Genomic DNA, 13,845 nt, shown 5'->3' with positions numbered 1-13,845 from the left:
CGGGCCCTGTAAGGGTTGTTGCTGAGCTACTTACTCGTGGTCACCGATGTCGGCGAGACGAGCTTCCTCGTCTGCCAGGATGCACGACGTCACAACGGGCTCAAGTGCACCGTTCATGACGGCATCGAGGTTGTACGCCTTGTAGCCGGTGCGGTGATCCGCAATGCGGTTCTCCGGGAAGTTGTACGTACGGATGCGCTCTGAGCGGTCCATGGTACGGATCTGGCTCTTGCGAACCAACGACGCCTCAGCGTCGATCTCTTCCTGCTGCCTGGCGAGAACGCGGGCACGCAGAACGCGCATGCCGGCTTCACGGTTCTGCAGCTGGCTCTTCTCGTTCTGCATGGCAACCACGATGCCTGTCGGCAAGTGGGTGATGCGAACGGCGGAGTCGGTCGTGTTGACCGACTGGCCGCCAGGGCCGCTGGAGCGGTAGACATCGATCTTGAGGTCGTTCGGGTGAATCTCGACTTCCTCAGGCTCGTCGACCTCTGGGAACACCAGCACGCCGGCTGCAGAGGTGTGGATGCGTCCCTGCGACTCGGTGGCTGGCACGCGCTGAACGCGGTGCACGCCACCTTCGTACTTCAGGTGCGCCCAGACGCCCTCTGCAGGGTCGCTTGAGTTGCCCTTGATCGCGAGCTGGACATCCTTGATGCCGCCCAGGTCGCTCGAGGTCTGCTCGATGATCTCGGTCTTCCACTTCTTGGACTCTGCGTAGTGCAGGTACATACGAAGCAGATCGGCGGCGAACAGCGCTGACTCAGCGCCGCCCTCACCCATCTTGATTTCCATGATCACGTCGCGGCTGTCGTTGGGGTCACGCGGAATCAGCAGGCGGCGCAGCTTTTCGGCTGTTGCATCCAGCTGTTCTTCGAGGCCCGGGATTTCTTCCGCGAACGCTTCGTCTTCGTCAGCGAGCTCACGAGCGGCGTCAAGGTTCTCGCCAACCTCTTTCCACTCGTTGTACGCCGCGATGATGCGGCTGAGCTCGGCGTAACGACGATTGACCTTCTTGGACCGCGCCGGGTTGGAGTGCAACTCAGGATCGGCCAACTGACCCTGCAACTCGTCGTGCTCAGCTAACAGGGTGGAAACAGACTCGAACATCAGTGGTCCTTGTCTGACCCGTTCGCGGTCGGCATCGACTTCTGAACCTGCATCAGGAATTCAACGTTCGACGACGTCTCCTTCAGTCGGCCAAGGATCGCTTCGAGAGCCTGCTGCTGGTCGAGACCGGCAAGTGCGCGACGCAGCTTCCAGGTGATCTTGACCTCATCGGCGCTCATCAGCATTTCTTCACGGCGAGTACCGGATGCGTTCACATCGACGGCGGGGAAGATGCGCTTGTCTGCCAGCTGGCGTGACAAGCGAAGCTCCATGTTGCCGGTGCCCTTGAACTCTTCGAAGATGACCTCGTCCATCTTGGACCCGGTCTCGACGAGCGCGGAGGCGAGGATGGTGAGCGAGCCACCGTTCTCGATGTTGCGCGCTGCACCGAAGAAACGCTTCGGCGGGTACAGGGCTGCGGCGTCAACGCCACCGGAGAGCACACGGCCAGACGGCGGGGTCGCCAGGTTGTATGCACGGCCGAGGCGCGTGATCGAGTCGAGGAGCACGACAACGTCGTGACCGAGCTCAACGAGGCGCTTGGCGCGCTCGATGGCCAGTTCGGCGACGGTGGTGTGGTCTTCCGCCGGACGGTCGAAGGTGGAGGCAATAACCTCACCCTTCACCGTGCGCTGCATGTCGGTGACTTCCTCAGGACGCTCGTCAACGAGAACGACCATGAGGTGAACCTCAGGGTTGTTCGTGCTGATGGCGTTGGCGATCTGCTGCATGACGATCGTCTTGCCGGCCTTGGGCGGTGCGACGATGAGGCCGCGCTGTCCCTTGCCAATCGGGGCGACGAGGTCGATGATGCGCTGGGTCAGCTTGCCGGACTCGGTCTCGAGTCGCAGGCGCTCCTGCGGGTACAGCGGCGTGAGCTTCTGGAACTCGACACGGCTGGCTGCCTCTTCGACGGTCAGGCCGTTGATGGAGTCGACTTTGACGATCGCGTTGTACTTCTGGCGACCGTTTGCGTCGCCTTCACGCGGCTGGCGGATGGCGCCGACGACGGCGTCACCCTTGCGCAGGTTGTACTTCTTGACCTGGCCGAGGGAAACGTAGACGTCGCTGGCACCCGGCAGGTAGCCGGAGGTGCGCACGAACGCGTAGTTGTCGAGGACGTCGAGGATGCCGGCAACCGGGATCAGTACGTCGTCGTCGGTCAGCTCTGGCTCGAAGTCATCTCCTGCAACGGATCCGCGACGCTTGCGGTCACGGTAACGGCTGCGGTTTCCGCGGCCACCCAACTCGTCGTCGAGGATGTTGCCACCCTGACCGCGATCGCTGCCCTGGCGTTCGTTGCCGCCCTGGCTACGGTCGCCCTGGTTGCGGTCGCCCTGGGTACGGTCGGCCTGGTTGCGCTCTGCGCGCTCCTGGTTACGGTCCTGACCCTGGTTGCGGTCGCCCTGGTTGCGCTCTGCGCGCTCCTGGTTGCGATCCTGGCCCTGGCCACGCTCGTTCTGATTCTGGTTGCGGCCCTGGCGCTGGTTCTGCTGGCGGCCACCGTCTTCGGTGCGCTCTGCAGCGGGCTGGTTGCGCTCAGCAGCAGGCTGGTTGCGGTCTGCAGCAGCCTGGTTGCGGTCCTGGTTACGCTCACCGCGGTTGCGGTTGCGGTTGCGGCCCTGGCGCGGCTGGTCTGACTGCTCAGCGGATGCGTCGGTCGTTCCCTCAGCGGATGCGTCGGTGGAGACCTCGGTCGACGTCTCGGTCGACGATGCGCCCTGCTCTGCAGTTGCGGCAGCATCCTGCGTTCCAGTGGAGCTGGCACGGCGGTTGCGCGAGTTGCGGCGAGCCGGCTTCTCGGTGGCCACGTCGGCGTCAGCGGCCGGAGCGTCGGTGGACGGCGCAGTCGTTGCTGCATCGGCGGCGACCGCGTCTGCGTTCTCGGCGACGGGCGCAGCACCGCTGGTGGTGCGGGTGCCCCTTGCGGAGCGGGTGCGCGGCACGACAGCGTCGAGCGCAGGGATCAGGGAGTCAAGCCCTGAGCCGCCATCGACGTTGACGTGGGCAACGGCCGGAGCCGCGGACGTCGTGGTGCTTGCACGTCGCGGTGCACGCTTGCGGGCTGCGGGTGCAGCATCTGCTGCTGCTTCCGTTGCTTCCGCAACGGGAGCTGCAACGACAGCCTCGGCTGCCGGTGCCGCTACGACAGCGTCGGTGCCAGCCGGTGCGTCGGTAGCCGGTGCGTCGGTGCTGGCCGGTGCATCGCTGCTGACCGGGGCGTTCGACGTAGCGGACCGCGTGGCCTGGACCTCGGAAATTGCTTCCACGAGTTCTCCCTTACGAAGTTTGGACGCGCCCTGAATGCCCAGTTCGCCGGCCAGAGCTTGAAGCTCGGCGACGCGGAGAGCGGTGAGGCGTGATGGGTCCACGCCTGCGGCGCGGAGATTGACATCAGTCACGAAAAAATGTTCCTTCCCCCTGGGAGCCGAAATGCTATGCCAGGAGAGCTGGTGCAGCGATCATTGCGCTGCGGGTGACCCAGTCCCACACAGAATGTGGACCGGGATGAACACACACAGCCACGCTTGCATACAGCAGTAGCAGTGAGTTACAGGGAATACACCAAAGAAGAGATTCGCACGTTAGGCGGTTTTCTATCGGGTGCGAAGCAAGTCTAGCACCGTTGGCATTGCGCTTTCGACGCGCCTCTTTCGGCGTGTCCCCTGTAACTCACTGGCTTGGGCGGCTAGCCCACTGACCTGACGGTCGTCGGCTCTAGGCGACCGGTACTGATACTGAAACGGATGCGCCCTGGAAGTCAACAGCCAGCATGAGCGCCTGCCAGGGGGTGTCGGACGCTGCAGCGACGAGCTCGGCGGCAACGAGGCGCTGGCCAGGGTCGCTCGCGAGCACCAGGAGCGATGGACCTGCTCCGGAGACGACAGCCGCGAAGCCCTGTTCGCGCAGCAGCGTGATGAGCTTGTTCGTCTCCGGCATTGCCGCGGCACGGTAGCTCTGGTGCAGCTTGTCTTCTGTGGCCGCGAGCAACAGCTCAGGGCTCTGGATGAGTGCTGCGATGAGCAGCGCGGAGCGGGACACATTGAAGACGGCGTCTTCGTGCGGCACGGACTCCGGCTGCAGGCTGCGTGCGAGTGCCGTCGACATGACGTGCTCTGGTACGAATACCAGCGGAGAGACTCCCCTGTGCACGATCAGCTTCTTGTGCTTGGGTCCCTCAGGCGTCGTCCAGGCGATGGTGAGACCACCGAAGAGCGCTGGGGCGACGTTGTCTGGGTGCCCCTCCATGTCGGTGGCCAACGCGAGCAGCTTGTCGGAATCGATCTCGACGATGCCCTCAAGCAGGCCCTTGGCCGCCATGATGCCGGAGACGATGGCCGCGCCGGACGAGCCGAGGCCGCGGCCGTGCGGGATCGCGTTGTGTGCGACGACGTTCAGGCCGGGCATCTCCTGGTCGAATGCCTCGAACGTGTGCGCGATGGCGCGCACGACGAGATTCGACTCATCCGTTGGCACCTCGCCTTCACCGATGCCATGCACCTCGACCAAGACGCCGGGTTCGTCGCGAACACTGACCTCAAGGGTGTCGTAGAGCGCGAGCGCGAGGCCGAGAGTGTCGAAGCCTGGGCCGAGGTTGGCGCTGGTGGCCGGAACCTGGACCGTCACAAACCGACCGCTGAGGTCGGAGGCTACGCTCATGCCTTTGCCAGCCCGAGCACGCCGGCGATCTCGCCTGCATCGATCGACACGCTGATCGGCTGCACGTCACTGCCGTCTGCGGTGCGAAGCGCCCACTGCGGGTCCTTCAGGCCGTGACCGGTGACGGTGAGCACGACGGTGGCGCCGGCCGGGATCTGGCCGGCCTCTGCGCGCTCGAGGAGTCCGGCGACGCTGATGGCCGATGCGGGCTCGACGAAGATGCCGACCTCTGCAGAGAGGATGCGGTATGCCTCAAGGATCTTCTCGTCTGAGATGGCGCCGAAGTAGCCGTCGCTCACTTCGCGCGCGTTGAGTGCGAGGTCCCACGATGCCGGGTTGCCGATGCGGATGGCGCTGGCGATGGTGTCTGGGTTGTCGACGCGGTGGCCGAGCACGATGGGTGCACTGCCTGCGGCCTGGAACCCGAACATGCGGGGCAGCTTGGTGGTGGCGCCGCGCTCGAGCTCTTCGCTGTAGCCACGGAAGTATGCGGTGTAGTTTCCGGCGTTGCCGACGGGAACGATGTGGAAGTCGGGTGCGTCTTCGAGAACCTCGACGACCTCGAAGGCGGCAGTCTTCTGGCCTTCGATGCGGTCGGGGTTGACCGAGTTCACCAGGTGAACAGGGTAGTTCGCCGCCAGGTCGCGGGCGAGGTCGAGGCAGTCGTCGAAGTTGCCCTGCACCTGCAGCAGCTGGGCGTTGTGCGCGATGGCCTGGCTGAGCTTGCCCATGGCGATCTTGCCTTCTGGCACGAGCACGGCCGCGGTGATGCCGGCGTGCGTCGCGTATGCGGCAGCGGAGGCGCTGGTGTTTCCGGTCGAGGCGCAGATGACGGCCTTTGCACCGGCTTCGACGGCCTTCGAGATGGCCATGGTCATGCCGCGGTCCTTGAATGAACCCGTTGGGTTCATGCCCTCGAACTTGACCCAGACCTTGGCGCCGGTGCGTGCGGACAGCGCTGGGGCTGGAATCAGCGGGGTGCCACCCTCACCGAGCGTGATGATCGGTGTGGCATCCGAGATGTTCAGACGGTCTGCGTACTCCCGCAGAACGCCGCGCCACTGTCGTGACTCTCGGCGAACGAGGGGCAGTGTCTCGTTTTGGCTGGGCATCAGGCTCCTTCAACTCTCAAAACGGATGCGATCTTGGAGACGACGCTGTTGGCGGCGAGGTCTCGTACGGTGGCGGCGAGAGCCGCTTCCGTGGCTAGGTGGGTTCCAATAACAAGGCTAGCTGTCGAACGTACAGCCTCATGACTGGCAGTTTGCGCCTGGGCTGGCGTGATCGCCTGCTCGACAAGCTCAAGTGAGACGTCGTGATCGCCGAAGACGTTGGCGATCCTGGCCAGCGCGCCCGGTTCATCCGTTACCTCGAGGGAGACGGAGTACCGCGTCATGATGTGGCCGATGTCGAGAATGGGGAGGTCGGCGTGCACGGAGGCGGCGAAGCCAGGGCCCCCAACCACGTGACGACGAGCCAGTGAGACGAGGTCGCCGAGCACGGCGGAGGCGGTTTCGACTCCCCCTGCTCCTGCGCCATAGAACATGAGGCTGCCGGCAGCTTCCGCTTCGACGAAGACGGCGTTGTTGGCGCCGTGCACGGCGGCGAGCGGATGCGACCGGGGAACCATGGCTGGGTAGACGCGCGCTGACACGCCTTCTGTGCCGGTGATCGGATCGACGAGTCGCTCGCAGATGGCGAGGAGTTTGACGACGTAGCCGGCCTTCCGAGCGGATGCGATCTGCTCTGCGGTGACCGCCGTGATGCCCTCGCGATACACGGACTCAAGGGGAACCGTGGTGTGGAAGGCGAGGCTGGCCAGGATGGCTGCCTTCTGCGCGGCGTCGTAGCCGCCGATGTCTGCCGTCGGGTCTGCTTCGGCGTAACCCAGCTCCGTCGCCGTGGCGAGTGCCTCTTCGAGGGTGTCGCCGTCGACATCCATGCGGTCGAGGATGAAGTTGGTGGTGCCGTTCACGATGCCGAGGATGCGGTTGACCCTGTCACCGGCGAGGCTGTCGCGCAGCGGGCGCACGATCGGGATCGCCCCTGCGACGGCAGCTTCGTAGTTGAGCTGGGCGCCCACCTGGTCGGCAGCCATGAACAGCTCTGCGCCGTGTGCGGCGAGCAGGGCCTTGTTGGCGGTCACGACGTCTGCGCCTGAATTGATGGCCTGGAGAATGAGGGTGCGCGCGGGCTCGATGCCGCCCATCAGCTCGATGACGACGTCTGCACCGAGAATGAGCGACTCGGCATCCGTTGTGAAGAGCTCTTTCGGGAGGTCAACGGTGCGCTCAGCGTTGGCGTCGCGCACGGCGATACCGATGAGCTCGAGGCCGGCGCCCACGCGATTGGCGAGCTCGTCACCCTGTTCGAGGAGCAGCCTCGCGACCTGGGCACCAACGGAACCGCCCCCGAGGAGGGCGACGCGCAGGTTGCGGTATTCGATCATCGAAGCGAGTCCTTAGATTCAAAAGAAACAGAGCCAGAAGAAGCAGCGGGCGATATCCCGGTGTCGCGGGCGAGCACATCGGCGATGCTCTCGCCACGCACGATGAGTCGCGCCGTGCCGTCGGCGACGGCGACAACGGGTGGGCGTCCGAGGTAGTTGTAGTTGCTCGCCAGCGACCAGCAGTACGCACCGGTCGCGGCGACGGCTACGAGGTCGCCTGGCGTGACGTCGCCAGGCAGGTAGTCGGCATCCACCACGATGTCGCCGCTCTCGCAGTGCTTGCCGGCGATCCGCACGAGGGCTGGGTCGGCATCCGTCACGCGGTTGGCGATGCGCACAGAGTAGTCGGCGCCATAGAGGGCGGTGCGGGCGTTGTCGCTCATGCCGCCATCGACGCTGACGTACAGGCGGGGGTGACCGCCGACGTCGACGGGCTTGATGGTACCGACCTCGTACAGGGTGACGCCGGCCCGGCCGATGATGGCGCGGCCTGGCTCGAAGGCGATGGCCGGCAACGGAATGTCGCGGGTGGCGCATTCGGCGGCGACGATGTCGGCGATGCGGGCGGCCAGCTCGCCGATGGGGGTGGGCGAATCGGCTGACGTGTACGCGATACCGAAGCCGCCACCGAGGTTCAGCTCCGGCACAGGCCCTGTGTTCAAGAGTTCGGCGTGCAGGGCGAGCAGGCGGCTGGCCGATTCGGCGAAACCGTCTGCGCCGAAGATCTGGGATCCGATGTGGCAGTGCAGGCCGAGGAAGCGCAGGGAGTCGTGCGACCTGATGGCCGCGACCAGCGTCGGTGCATCCTCAAGGGTGATGCCGAACTTCTGGTCTTCATGGGCGGTGGCGAGAAAGCTGTGGGTGTGTGCGTGTACGCCGCTGTTCACGCGGAGGCGAACGTTCTGGACGATGCCGTGGCGTGCGGCCGCCGCAGCGACGCGCTCGATCTCGACGCTGCTGTCGATGACGATCGTGCCGACGCCGACACGGGTCGCTTCGTCGATCTCGGCGAGCGACTTGTTGTTGCCGTGGAAGCCGAGGCGGGCGGGTTCGACGCCGGCCGCCAGCGCGACGGCGAGCTCTCCCCCACTGCAGATGTCGATGTTCAGGCCGTCGGCGGCCATCCAGCGTGCGATCTCTGTCGTGAGGAACGCCTTGCCGGCGTAGTACACCGTCGCGGTGGTGCCGATGCGGGAGAACTCGGTCTCGAACGCGGTGCGGACGGCGAGGGCGCGACTGCGGGCATCCGCTTCGTCGATGACGTAGAGCGGAGTGCCGAAGGCGCTGGCGAGGTCGGATGCAGTGACGCCGCCGACGCTGAACTCGCCGGTGTCGGTGCGTGTCGCTGTGCGTGGCCACAGGCCATCGGCAAGCGCATTGGCATCGGCGGGCAGACTCAGCCAGTCAGGGGCAAGAGGGTTGGTGGCCACGGGTGAAAACCTCACGGGACTATCGGTGGGTGTCTCACTGAGTGGCGAGCGAACCCGGATTGGTCCCTGAAGCCAGTGAATGATCAGTCGCTGTTCTGTGCACGAGGTTCTGTGCACGAGCGAGTACCGGAATTCTAGCGAACGCGTAGTGAGCGTGCCGAATCAGCCGTGTGCATCTGGCCAGGATGGCGACCGCTGATGCGTGCCACAGTTTATTACCCGTCACGTGCCACGAACGGAATATGACGAGCCGTTCCAGAACGAGCTATTCCAGAACGACAACTTCGACGGTGTCCACGATCCACGCCTCCGGTTCGCTGATAACCCCTCTGCCGGTTCCCGCCCAGATCCGGTGCATCTTTCCCAGCATCAGTTCGGCCTCGCGGACCGTATCGAATTCGAGGTCGACCATGACGAAGTTGGGATCGGTGACCTGGCGACGAACGGTGTATCGGCGCACCCCAGACCCTCGTCGGTCGGCCGGATCGGCGTCGAAGACCACCTTCCAGCGGTCGTAGTCAGAAACCGGATGTTGGATTCGGAGAGTGGTCACGGTACTCACGCCCAATCGGAGGTGCTGGTGTCGCAGGGGCGCTGGGACTGCGCTCGAGCGCTCCAGATGGCTTCACACTAGGGAGCGTGAGCACCCGATTCAAGGCCTGTGCCGCTGCCATCGGTCGGCGTATCGTGCTTGTCCCGCGTCTTACATAGCGGCGACTTCCTGCGACAACGTACGCTGGCGCCATGGGAACCGATCTGGCGGGCAAGACCATCATCATCACCGGTGCGAGCTCCGGGCTGGGGGCAGAGGCTGCGATCGCACTCGCAGCGCAGGGCGCGCAGGTTGCAGTGGTGGGGCGAAATCCGGAGCGCACGCGCGAGGTCGCCGCTGCCGCGAACGGCGAGGCGTTCATCGCCGACTTCGCGTCGTTCGCCCAGGTGCGGGCGTTAGCGGATGCCGTGCTCACCCGATACGAGACCATCGACGTGCTGGCCAATAACGCCGGCGGCCTGGTGTCGAAGCGCACCATGACGGAAGACGGGCATGAACTCACCATTCAGGTCAACCACCTGTCGCCGTTCCTGCTGACCGGCTTGTTATTCCCGCGGCTGGCGGAGACGGCATCCGCTGGTCATACCGTGCGCGTGCTCGGAACGGCCAGCAGCGCAAACCGGATGGGCGATCTTCGACTGGACGATCTCGACTGGGCGACGCGGCCGTGGAATGGCGGATGGCGCGCGTACGGCAGCTCGAAGGTCGCCACGATCTTGTTCATGCGGGAACTCGCCAGACGAGCACAGAGCACGGGCATCGAGGCGTTCTCGTTTCATCCCGGATTCGTGACCACCAGTTTCGGCGCAGATTCCCCGCTGATGAAGGTGGCATCGAAGCTGCACTTCGCGGGGCTCGGGCGAACCCCGAAAGCCGGCGCGGAACCGCTGGTCAAGCTCGCGAGCGCCCGGAATGTTCCGGCGGCCAGTGGCGCGTTCTTCAACCGCCTGCATCCGAATGGCGCGACGATCAAGCAGGCCACGGACGACACTCTGGCGGCTGGGCTGTGGTCGATTTCCGCGGAGCTCACCGGAGTCGATCCCCTGCCGACTGCTGCGAACCGCAGCGTGGCGTAACGCCACAGGCGGTGCGGGGAGGGCGCTGCGGGGCGTTGATTTGCGCTGCCGCGACGCGGTCGTGCGCAGTGGAGGGTAACGGTCGTGAGCAGTGGAGGGTAAAAGGTACGCAAGACTGGACCTTCACGCTTACGAAGGCAGCAAAACATGATTACTCTCACGCAGGATGCCGAAGGCTTCATCCGCATGAACAAGCACTTTCCCCAGAAGACGACGATTGCTGTCGCGTTCACCGATGGAACCGTTGAGCAGTTCTCCGGTCTCCAGCTCAATGAGATCTACGACGAAGCGCTGGCCACCTTCCGCGCCGAGAACAACCTCGACGCCAAGGGGTTCTCACGGCGTCCGGTGAAGACCGTGCAGTCGAAGCACAGCATCGAGTTCGTGCCGGTCGCACCTGGCATGGGTACGCGCTAACTGGTTGGGAGCGCCGCGCGGGTTGAACGCAGCGACGCGGTAGTTGCAACATGCGCGTGGCTGCGTTCGACCCGCGCCGCTATGCCGGCGCCAAGCAGTTTCGCCTGCTTGCGAAGAGCTACTCGAAATAGAGGTGTCGGTGCAACCGACATCCGTCGTTGAAATCGGCTGCACAATGCGGGCATTCACTGGCAGTGAAGTACGTCGCGATTGACATTGTCTGCTGGCACACGCCGCAGAGAACTGCGTGCTCGTCGCGGCTCTCAACCGGCCAGTACGAGGCTTCGTGCTCGACGGTTTCTGCGTGGCAGAGATGGCACGGGTAGAAACGGGAGCAGCACGCAAACTGGATCGCGACGACGTCTCGCTCTGTTGCGTAGTGCACGCAGCGCGTCTGGTCGTCGATCGGTTTGCCGTATATCTGCACCCTCTAACCGTCTCACAGGCGGACTGATGCCGCGGGTGGGCGACAGGCGCGGGGCGGATTTCGAGACGCGGCCTCGTACCTCGGGCGCTCCTCAATCAGCGGGATTGGGAGCGCCGCGCGGGGTGAACGCAGCGACGCGGTAGCTGCAGTGTGCGCGCGGCTGCGTTCAACCCGCGCAGTTCAGGTGTGAGCGGCATCCGCTGGATTTCGAGACGGCCTGGCGGCCTCGTCAATCAACGACTGCTGGTTAGCCGCAGCTGCCCACTGTGCTCAGCGAGTCGTGGTTCAGCTTGAGGGTGTTGTCGGCGGCGACAGTGACGCGCGCCAGTTCAGGCGTGATCTCCACGCCTGTCACCTTGAGCCCGTTCGGCAGGTACTGCGCGACGCAGACCGAGATCGGCGTCTGGCCGAGCACACGCTGCACGAGTGAACTCGCATCAACCGTGCCGAGGCCTGTCGTGATCGTGGCGCCGGTCGGCGTGAAGGTCACCGATGACCCTGCGGCCTCCGGCTTGGCCGTCGCTTCGTATCCGATCGGCAGCCCGAAGACCTCGATCTGGCCCGTGTACGAGATCTGGTCATCGCCGAGCGTCACTTCGCCATCTGGCGCATCCGGCGACGTCTGAATCAACGTGTTGAGGGCGGCCTGGCCGATCTCAACGGTGCCCTGCACCTGGCCGACGGTCTTGTTGCTGTCGAGAGGCACGTCCATCGCGACGATGCGCACCGCGGCATCCGCCCCGTTCACGTTGAGCGAGGGAGCCGCGAGGTCGACCTTGTCGAAGGTGCCTGACAGGTACTGGGCGATCACCGACATCCCGCCGATGTCGACCGACACATCGCCGGTGACTCCCTCTGGCAGGTTGGCGGTGATCTCCTGCTTGATGCGGTTCTCCGCGACGTTTCGCAGCACGGCGTCGATGATGAAGTAGGCAGCCACAAGCGCAAGCACCGTCAGGCCGGTGACGACGAGAGCGGTGAGTCCCTTGCGCTTGGGGGCCATGACTACATCCGTTCTGGTGCGGAGACGCCGAGCAGGCCGAGGCCGTTGCGGATGACCTGGCCGGTGGCGTCATTCAACCACAGGCGGGTGCGGTGCACGTCGGTGACGGGTTCTTCGCCCTGCGGGATGACGCGGCAGTTGTCATACCAGCGGTGGTAGTAGCCGGCGACCTCTTCGATGTAGCGGGCGATGCGGTGCGGCTCGCGCAGCTCTGCGGCCTGGGCGACGACGCGCGGGAACTCCTGCAGCACGCCGAGCAGAGCCGACTCGCTGTCGTGGGTGAGCAGTTCAGGGGCGAAGACCGAGCGGTCAACACCGGATGCCGCTGCGTTGCGTGCCACAGACTGGGTACGGGCGTGGGCGTACTGCACGTAGAACACCGGGTTCTCGTTGGTGCGCTTGCCGAGCAGGTCGAGGTCGATGTCGAGCTGCGAGTCGCTGCTGGAGCGCACGAGAGCGTACCGACCGGCATCCACTCCGACCGCATCGACGAGGTCGTCGAGCGTGACGATGGTGCCGGCGCGCTTCGACATGCGCACGGGTTCGCCGTCCTTCAACAGGTTGACCATCTGGCCGATGAGGATCTGCAGGTTGACGCCCGGAACGTCACCGAACGCCTCGACCATGGCCATCATGCGGCCGACGTAGCCGTGGTGGTCGGCGCCGAGCATGATCATGTTCTGGTCGAAGCCGCGCTCGCGCTTGTTCAGGTAGTAGCCGATATCGCCCGAAATGTAGGCGGGCTCACCGTTGGAGCGGATGATGACGCGGTCGCGGTCATCGCCGAACGTGGTGGTGCGCAGCCAGATGGCGCCATCCTCTTCGAAGATGTGGCCCTGTTCGCGCAGGCGCTCGATGGCGCGGTCGACGGCGCCGGATTCGTGCAGCGAGTCTTCGTGGAAGTACACGTCGAAGTCAACGCCGAAGCTGTGCAGCTTGGCCTTGATCTCCTTGAACATGAGGTCAACACCGATGGAGCGGAAGACTTCCTGCTGCTCGTCGCGCGGCAGGGCAGCGATGTCGCCGTCGTACAGCGCGACGACCTGGTCGGCGATGTCGGAGATGTACGCTCCGCCGTAGCCGTCTTCCGGCGTCGGCTCACCGAGGTACGCGGCCAGTACCGAGCGTGCAAAGCGGTCGATCTGCGAGCCGTGGTCGTTGAAGTAGTACTCGCGTGTGACATCCGCTCCCTCTGCCTGCAGCACGCGGGCGAGGCTGTCGCCCACAGCTGCCCAGCGCACGCCACCCATGTGGATGGGGCCGGTGGGGTTGGCGGAGACGAATTCGAGGTTGATCTTGATGCCGTCGTACAGGTGGCCGGTGCCGTAGCTCTCGCCGGATTCGACGATGGTCTTGGCAAGGGCGCCGGCAGCTGCGGCGTCGAGGCGGATGTTGATGAAGCCGGGTCCTGCGACCTCAACGGATGCGACACCGTCGACCTGCTCGAGGCCAGCGGCGAGCTCTGCAGCGATTTCACGCGGGTTGGCACCGAGCGGCTTGGCGATCTTCATGGAGATGCTGGAGGCCCAGTCACCGTGGTCGCGGTTCTTCGGTCGTTCGAGGGTGACATCTGACACGGTCAAACCGAGGTCGGGAACTTCTGCACCAGCCTGGCGTCGTCGCTCGACCAGATCGGTCACGAGGTTGAAGAGGGTCTGGGAGAGTTCGGCTGGAGTCACCCCCTAATCTTACGGGCGCGCGCGGGGACGCTGTGAAACGG

Annotated in this window: 12 protein-coding genes; 2 read left to right on the top strand and 10 right to left on the bottom strand. The window is 64.9% G+C overall.

Annotated elements, in window-relative coordinates:
* Positions 1 to 30: 30 nt before the first annotated feature.
* The 7 genes from prfA to AC25Y4_RS09060 all read right to left on the bottom strand — a co-directional run bounded on the left by prfA (position 31) and on the right by AC25Y4_RS09060 (position 9,202).
* Positions 31 to 1,110 (bottom strand): peptide chain release factor 1, encoded by a 1,080-nt coding sequence (gene prfA, locus AC25Y4_RS09090; RefSeq protein WP_488120066.1) that lies wholly within the window; start codon positions 1,108 to 1,110, stop codon positions 31 to 33.
* Positions 1,110 to 3,512, bottom strand: a complete 2,403-nt coding sequence (gene rho, locus AC25Y4_RS09085) for a transcription termination factor Rho (protein WP_488120065.1) — start codon at positions 3,510 to 3,512, stop codon at positions 1,110 to 1,112. The genes prfA and rho overlap by 1 nt, the downstream gene beginning before the upstream one ends.
* Before the next feature lie 316 nt (positions 3,513 to 3,828).
* On the bottom strand, positions 3,829 to 4,770 hold the full coding sequence (gene thrB, locus AC25Y4_RS09080) for a homoserine kinase (RefSeq protein WP_488120064.1): 942 nt from the start codon (positions 4,768 to 4,770) through the stop codon (positions 3,829 to 3,831).
* The gene (gene thrC, locus AC25Y4_RS09075) at positions 4,767 to 5,882 is read right to left on the bottom strand and encodes a threonine synthase (RefSeq protein ID WP_488120063.1); all 1,116 of its coding nucleotides are present in this window, start codon (positions 5,880 to 5,882) and stop codon (positions 4,767 to 4,769) included. The genes thrB and thrC overlap by 4 nt, the downstream gene beginning before the upstream one ends.
* A complete protein-coding gene (locus AC25Y4_RS09070) occupies positions 5,882 to 7,219 on the bottom strand; it encodes a homoserine dehydrogenase (RefSeq protein WP_488120062.1) in 1,338 nt (445 codons plus the stop codon). The genes thrC and AC25Y4_RS09070 overlap by 1 nt, the downstream gene beginning before the upstream one ends.
* Complete coding sequence (lysA, locus tag AC25Y4_RS09065) at positions 7,216 to 8,649, bottom strand: diaminopimelate decarboxylase (protein ID WP_488120061.1); 1,434 nt, start codon at positions 8,647 to 8,649, stop codon at positions 7,216 to 7,218. The genes AC25Y4_RS09070 and lysA overlap by 4 nt, the downstream gene beginning before the upstream one ends.
* Before the next feature lie 265 nt (positions 8,650 to 8,914).
* A complete protein-coding gene (locus AC25Y4_RS09060; RefSeq protein WP_488120060.1) occupies positions 8,915 to 9,202 on the bottom strand; it encodes a hypothetical protein in 288 nt (95 codons plus the stop codon).
* A 191-nt stretch (positions 9,203 to 9,393) separates the two neighbouring features.
* Between AC25Y4_RS09060 and AC25Y4_RS09055 the strand changes: the two genes are divergently transcribed.
* Together AC25Y4_RS09055 and AC25Y4_RS09050 are read left to right on the top strand one after the other, a co-directional pair.
* The gene (locus tag AC25Y4_RS09055; protein ID WP_488120059.1) at positions 9,394 to 10,278 is read left to right on the top strand and encodes an SDR family NAD(P)-dependent oxidoreductase; all 885 of its coding nucleotides are present in this window, start codon (positions 9,394 to 9,396) and stop codon (positions 10,276 to 10,278) included.
* Between the two features lie 147 nt (positions 10,279 to 10,425).
* Positions 10,426 to 10,695, top strand: a complete 270-nt coding sequence (locus AC25Y4_RS09050; RefSeq protein ID WP_488120058.1) for a hypothetical protein — start codon at positions 10,426 to 10,428, stop codon at positions 10,693 to 10,695.
* 118 nt (positions 10,696 to 10,813) lie between these two features.
* Here the strand turns inward: AC25Y4_RS09050 and AC25Y4_RS09045 are convergent, their stop codons facing one another.
* The 3 genes from AC25Y4_RS09045 to argS form a co-directional block, all read right to left on the bottom strand.
* Positions 10,814 to 11,080 carry a CHY zinc finger protein gene (locus tag AC25Y4_RS09045; protein WP_488120461.1) on the bottom strand — a complete coding sequence of 89 codons (267 nt, stop codon included), beginning with the start codon at positions 11,078 to 11,080 and terminating at the stop codon, positions 10,814 to 10,816.
* Positions 11,081 to 11,369: 289 nt separating this feature from the next.
* Positions 11,370 to 12,125 carry an LmeA family phospholipid-binding protein gene (locus AC25Y4_RS09040; protein WP_488120057.1) on the bottom strand — a complete coding sequence of 252 codons (756 nt, stop codon included), beginning with the start codon at positions 12,123 to 12,125 and terminating at the stop codon, positions 11,370 to 11,372.
* Positions 12,126 to 12,127: 2 nt separating this feature from the next.
* Entirely contained in the window at positions 12,128 to 13,804 is a 1,677-nt protein-coding gene (gene argS, locus AC25Y4_RS09035) for an arginine--tRNA ligase (RefSeq protein WP_488120056.1), read from the bottom strand.
* Between the last annotated feature and the right edge of the window lie 41 nt (positions 13,805 to 13,845).

It is taken from the genome of Leifsonia sp. Y878 (assembly GCF_057669685.1).
This window is presented reverse-complemented; position numbering and strand designations above follow the sequence as displayed.

Bases quoted from the DNA above. Each gene is read 5' to 3' on its own strand.
- prfA (WP_488120066.1), bottom strand. From the start codon at position 1,110: ATGTTCGAGTCTGTTTCCACCCTGTTAGCTGAGCACGACGAGTTGCAG.
- thrB (WP_488120064.1), bottom strand. From the start codon at position 4,770: ATGAGCGTAGCCTCCGACCTCAGCGGTCGGTTTGTGACGGTCCAGGTT.
- thrC (WP_488120063.1), bottom strand. From the start codon at position 5,882: ATGCCCAGCCAAAACGAGACACTGCCCCTCGTTCGCCGAGAGTCACGA.
- AC25Y4_RS09070 (WP_488120062.1), bottom strand. From the start codon at position 7,219: ATGATCGAATACCGCAACCTGCGCGTCGCCCTCCTCGGGGGCGGTTCC.
- AC25Y4_RS09055 (WP_488120059.1), top strand. From the start codon at position 9,394: ATGGGAACCGATCTGGCGGGCAAGACCATCATCATCACCGGTGCGAGC.
- AC25Y4_RS09050 (WP_488120058.1), top strand. From the start codon at position 10,426: ATGATTACTCTCACGCAGGATGCCGAAGGCTTCATCCGCATGAACAAG.
- AC25Y4_RS09040 (WP_488120057.1), bottom strand. From the start codon at position 12,125: ATGGCCCCCAAGCGCAAGGGACTCACCGCTCTCGTCGTCACCGGCCTG.